This window comes from Verrucomicrobiota bacterium (genome assembly GCA_027622555.1).
GTDB lineage: Bacteria > Verrucomicrobiota > Verrucomicrobiia > Opitutales > UBA2995 > UBA2995.
Genome location: JAQBYJ010000200.1, coordinates 1 through 5,922, shown reverse-complemented (window position 1 = coordinate 5,922; position 5,922 = coordinate 1). Strand labels below are relative to the sequence as shown.

Genomic DNA, 5,922 nt, shown 5'->3' with positions numbered 1-5,922 from the left:
TATTTGGCCCTGCGCGTCTGCCTCATTTCGCTAAAGGCAAGATTCTATCCGGATGCTTCCTGGCCGTGCATGCAGGAAAAATCCCAGCATGATCTAGGTATCCCATTCCAAATGCTCGTCAATCACCGTGCCAAATAAAAATACCGTGAGAAGCAATCGCACGCAAAGGCAAGATTGATTTCGGGATCTTCAGGCAACAATGCCTGTAGTTCGCTTCGCAAGCGAATTCAAAATCAAGCTTAGTTGACCGTCACTTCCTTCACTTCAAATCAGGTCACGTTTTAGCCGAATTGGGTAAACTCCGTACGTGTTGCGAGCCGCGTTTTTATAAGTTGCCGGATGGCAGAGGCACTGTCCAGTTGAAGCACTTCCGTAGCGAGTTGGCTCGCCTCTTCGAAAGTAAGGGAACGGATCAGGCTTTTAACCCGCGGTAGTTTTGCGGCACTCATGCTCAGGGTCTTGATTCCCATTCCGACAAGCAAAACCACGGCGGCGAGATCTGAGGCCATCTCACCGCAAAGGCTCAGTGGCAGGTTCTCCTTGCGAGCCAGATCAATGACTCGACGTATCTCCCTTAACACCGCAGGATGAAGGTGGTCGTACCGCGCGGCGATCCGCGCGTTGTTGCGATCCATGGCCAGTAGGTATTGACTGAGGTCATTGGAACCAATTGAGAGAAAGTCAATCCGGGTGGAACGTACCCAACTGGATAGCATTGAAATGGCTGCTGGAACTTCCACCATCACGCCGACAGGGGGAACACGCACAGCCACACCTTCTTCGATCAACTGTTGGAAGGCATTGTCAAGCAGCTCCCAGAATGCGACCAATTCTTCGGTGCAACTGACCATGGGAAGTAGAATGTGCAGATTGCCCAAGTTTTCATCGGCCCGAAGCATTGCCCTCACCTGGGTCATGAGCACAGATGTGTTGTCGAGGCAGAATCGAATGCCCCGCCAACCGAGAGCGGGATTTTCCTCCTCAAACACGAGATAGGGGAGCGGCTTGTCTCCGCCGATGTCCAAGGTGCGCATGTATACCGGTTTGCCCGCATAAGCGGACAACACCTGGCGATAAACCAGAACCTGCTCGTCCTCAGTTGGGAAGGTGTCGTGGATCATGAATGGGATCTCAGTTCGATACAAACCCACACCCTCTGCTCCATTTTTTAAACCTGGCTCTATGTCGGCCAGCAGCCCGGTGTTGGCCAACAGACGCACAAGGACCTTGTCCAAAGTCACAGCAGGTTCGTCCTTGAGCATGTGCAGTTTGGCATCGATAACCCGCTGTCCCCTTAACAGATTCACGAACTCCGCACGAACTGAGTCACTGGCATGTAGAATCACACTTCCCTGGGTGCCATCTATTATGAGTTCTTCCCCGTCCCGCAAAGCTCTAATCGCGCCCGTTCCCATTACAGCGGGAACGCCCAGCGCATTCGCAAGAATAGCCGTGTGGGAAAGGGCGGAGCCTTCGAAGCAAACGATGCCCGCGAGTTGCTTACGGGGCACCGAAGCAATCTCGGATACACTCACTTGTGCTCCGACAAGAATCAAAGGCCCCTTTAAGGTGGTATCCTTACGACTCTTCCCGCGCCAAACCGCAAGTAACTTGTTCCCAAGATAAACGATGTCTTCGTGGCGGGCCCTCAGGTAGGGATCGTCCAAACCGAGGAACATTTCGGATGTTTTCTCGATGACTTCGCGCAGCGCTCCTGGCAGCCAGTTTCCAGCTTTAATCCGGTTTTCTACACCTTGAACCAGGGTAGGATCTTCGAGTAACGTCTGGTGTGCATCAAAAATGGCGCCCACACCCTCCACCACGGTTGGTCCCAACAACTCTTTCTCAGCGGCAAGATCCCGCTTGGCGGTTTGCAAAAGCCTATGCCACTCTTGCGTTGCCGAAGTTGAATCTTCGCACGGAGCATCCGGTATGGCGGAAAGCTGTTCGATGGCGCTCAACCGCACTTTCCCGATTCCTATTCCCGGTGCTCCTTTGATCCCGGTACACCGCCGACTGGCAGTGAGATCGCTTTGCTCAAGAACAGGAATCTGGACTGCCAGAAGTGCCAACTGAGCAGCAAGGGTCACCAGGAAGGCTTCCTCGCTTTCCAAGATCCGACGTTGTTTCCTGTTTTGCACTACGAGGACGCCGATGTTTCTCCCACCTGAAATCAAGGGCACTCCGCAGAAACTTCTAAAGGATTCTTCTCCGGTTTCAGGCATATAGTGAAAGGAGGGGTGTTTGTCAGCTTGGGGCAAGTTCAGTGGATGTTTACTTTGCACCACCAGCCCGACCAAGCCTGCCCCACGAGGAAGTTTTGCTCTCCCCACTGCGGCTCGAGCCAATCCATGACTGGCTGTTAGAACCATTTCTCCATGATCATTCGGACGAAACAGGCTACAGACATCCACACCCATAACCTGGGCAATTGACGAAACAATGAGTTGTACCTGCCTTTCGGCGGTGTCCGCATGCGATACCGCCTGCAGGATCCGGGTTAATTCTTGAACCACGTTGATCATATCAGCTGACCGTTAATTTACCTGAACTTCATTCTGAAGAATCGCGAGCTTAAGTATCTCCAAATAGTCTTCACTGCCCATGAGAAGAAGCATGTCTGCTTCCAGTAACAATTCATCTGCACTTGGACTGACGATTCGCTCATTTTCTCTCTGAATCCCGATAATGCTTACCTGGTAATTTTTACGAATGTTGGAGTCTTTGATCGCGATGCCGGACAGTTTACTAAATGGGGGTATAATAGTCCGATCAAAAGCAAAGGCGAACGGGGGCTTCGTTCGACCCTCCGGGGCAGTTTCACCGATCAGTAATTTCGCGTTCATTATTTGTTCAGGATCACCCATCAGAAACAGATGATCGTGAGGGTAAATAATTTCTTTTGGCCCAATATTTGTGAGATCGAACCCGCTTCGCTCGATACCGGCAATCATCGCTCCCGTTTTTGAACGCATCTCTAATTCCTCCACACATTTACCTACCCACTTGGAATCTTGAGATACTACAACAGGGTCCACTTTTACTTTCCAGGCCTGGCGCTTGCGAAGCTTGTCCAACCCTTGAGAGATGTGCTTGGATATACGTTGCTGAGCTTCATCTTGCATCGAACTCATAAACGCCAGTTCCCAATTGTTGTGCATGCGAACAAGGCGATTCCAGAACATCCATCCAAGAAAAATGGATAGAATCAAAAAAGCTCCCAAGGTCGAACCCGTGGGAAAGTAAGGTGCAGCAACTGCAAGAAAAACCGACCCATAGGAAAGCAGTAGTATGAGAAGTATAAGTCCGTTGAATACCGACCGATACATGCCTTTTGAAAATTGTTGAAACACTTTATTGCTCAGTGCTGCGTCAGAAAAAAGTAATACCAACACATTCATGTTTCGCATGGTATCTACCAGAAAGGGCAAACTAAACAACAGGGAAGCTACGAACAGACAGCGCTGAAAAAACAACCGGGAAACATGGAGAAATTCAGGCGGTGGAATCGTTTCCGATACTAGAACGGCTCCCAGGATTATTGCCATGATGATTACAAAATATAAAATAATGCGCGCGATGGGTTTGCCTGCAAATTTCATCCAATCGCTGTCCTGCAAAAAAATCTGAATCGTCTGTCGCCACTTCCCATAGAGAAAACAAAAATCGATAGCCGCCTTCGGTGTTTTTGCTCCCAGATAATCGAGAATGGGCTTTTCATTTCGGATCAGAAATGGCGTTAAGAAAATCGTGACAAAGGCGACCCCCGAGACGAGGGCCTGCATGTCCGGACTAACCACCTGGTAAGAGATACCAATGGCCACAATAACAAACCCAAATTCCCCTATCTGGGATTTGATCAACGAAGCCCGACCCGCCTCCCGCGGTGACTGACCGGACAAAAATAGACCCACCCAACAAGAGGTAAATTTTCCCACAATCACACAAAGGGATAGCAGAACAATTGGCAGCCAATTTTGACTGATGGCCCATGGGTCAATCAACATGCCCACAGATACGAAAAACATAGCGGTGAAGAAATCGCGCAAGGGTTCGGTAAGATGCTCGATCCGTTTGGCCAAAACGGAGCGTGAAAGAATGGCACCAGCCAAAAAACCACCCAGTGCCCAACTAAAATGAAACCTGTCTCCTAATAAACTAACCGAAAAAATAATACCCAAGGTAACCAGCGTGACAGATTCGGTAGTACCCCGTGACTCAAGTGCTTTGATAACGCGATGCGTTCCCAACTTCCCGAGAAGATAAACGGCAACAATGAAAACACCAATCAGCAGACCCGATTGCTTGAGCGCATCCCAATCCAATTCGCCTTGTTCGGCAATACCACTGAGAAGAACCAAAAGCAAAATTGCCAGGATATCTTCGAGCACCAGTATGCCCACTGTCAGCTGAGCATGTGGCCTGGCAAACAGCCCCATCTCCCGAATCAACTTAACCGAGACCATAGAGGAACTGATCGATAGAACTCCTCCCAGAAAAAGCCCACTGACTGGAGACATACCCATCCATTGCGCCATCTGAATGCCGAGAAAGAGCATAAGCAAAGTCTGCAAGGTGAGTGCGATGACGGCCGGGGCAAAGATCTGTTTGAGCCGGTCTAGATCAAATTCAAGACCGATATAAAACATGAGAAATATTACTCCAAGCTCACTCAGCTCCGTGACATTTTCCAGACGTACCAACGCCGGCCACCATCCAAGATTAGGACCTAGAAAAACACCAACGACCAAGAACCCCAACAACGATGGCAATCGCAACTTCTGAAACACCAACGCCGCCACCATGGCACCAACCATGATCCAGGCGATGTCGGTAAGTATTGAGCCTTCGTGCATATGCTGGTGATTCGATTCGCGAGTGTTCGCTTAGTAAAGCATGAAACCACATCCAGTTTACTATTTCCGATGTATCATTCGATCCACAGGCGAGTTGAGTCCGACTGAATCTCTTAGACTCAGACTCGCCAGCCAAATTAACGTTTCCAGAACGAAGGATAGAGTAAAACCAGAGGTGTGAACATCTCAAGACGACCCATCAACATCAAGAACGAGAGAACCCAATTCTCAGTCCCGGGTAAGATCACCGACCGAGATTTATGAGCAATATCTAGTCCAAAGGAAATTGATTTGAGTTGCTAAGTAACAGGAAATAAAAACTCAACCGATCAAGATTCACGGAGTGTAACTTTTAGAGTCTCATTAGAAAAAAGACTACGGACAGATTTGGCAGCCGTATTCCAGAAATTGATAGTGCCTTAAACAATTACTCGAATCACTCAATTCGCCGCATCTGATAAAAATCGCTTCAATCCAACAACGAATTATTCCGGGAGGTTATTTCGTTAAACAAACTAGCCGATCCAACAAAATGAAACTTTAAATCGTGTTTGTACACTAAAAAGATGCTGATTCAGTCGCCAATGTGTTTAGAAAGACACACGTCCGGTTCACGATGCTAAAAAGCACCAGCGTATAGGACCTCATGATCAATTGGTCCACGCGGCCTAATAAACATAGCGTCATGAGTATCTGTTTGTCGGCTACTCAGGGAAAATTATTATTACCTTAAATCCAACGATTAATACTCAATTACCGGCCTTAACTTAGTGCCATTCAGGACCGTCGTCCCTTTTTCCTTCTCAGATACTTCGAAGGCACCCTTCCGTCAAAGATGTCAGCCAGTTCAGCTGAGCTTGACACACAAATTCGGCCCAGCTTCAATTTCAGTTGTTAAAGCGCTGATTTGGGCAGAAGTCTGTTTAAGATATGATTGAATCCGGGAAGGTAAGGAAGCGTTATTTCACAAGCTTTTGTTACAACTGTTTGCCCTAGTCAGACCCTGTTCGAAAAGCCGCTGGTTGTCCGTAAAATGCGCATGATAAAGTTTTGGAAAACCAGTATT

The 5,922-nt window shown here is 48.5% G+C and carries 2 protein-coding genes; both read right to left on the bottom strand.

Translation table 11 applies throughout. From position 1 onward, the window contains the following. Positions 1-281: 281 nt before the first annotated feature. Entirely contained in the window at positions 282-2,525 is a 2,244-nt protein-coding gene (ptsP, locus tag O3C43_24450) for a phosphoenolpyruvate--protein phosphotransferase (GenBank protein ID MDA1069639.1), read from the bottom strand. A 12-nt stretch (positions 2,526-2,537) separates the two neighbouring features. Further along, positions 2,538-4,856 (bottom strand): cation:proton antiporter, encoded by a 2,319-nt coding sequence (locus O3C43_24445; GenBank protein MDA1069638.1) that lies wholly within the window; start codon positions 4,854-4,856, stop codon positions 2,538-2,540. Positions 4,857-5,922 lie beyond the last annotated feature (1,066 nt).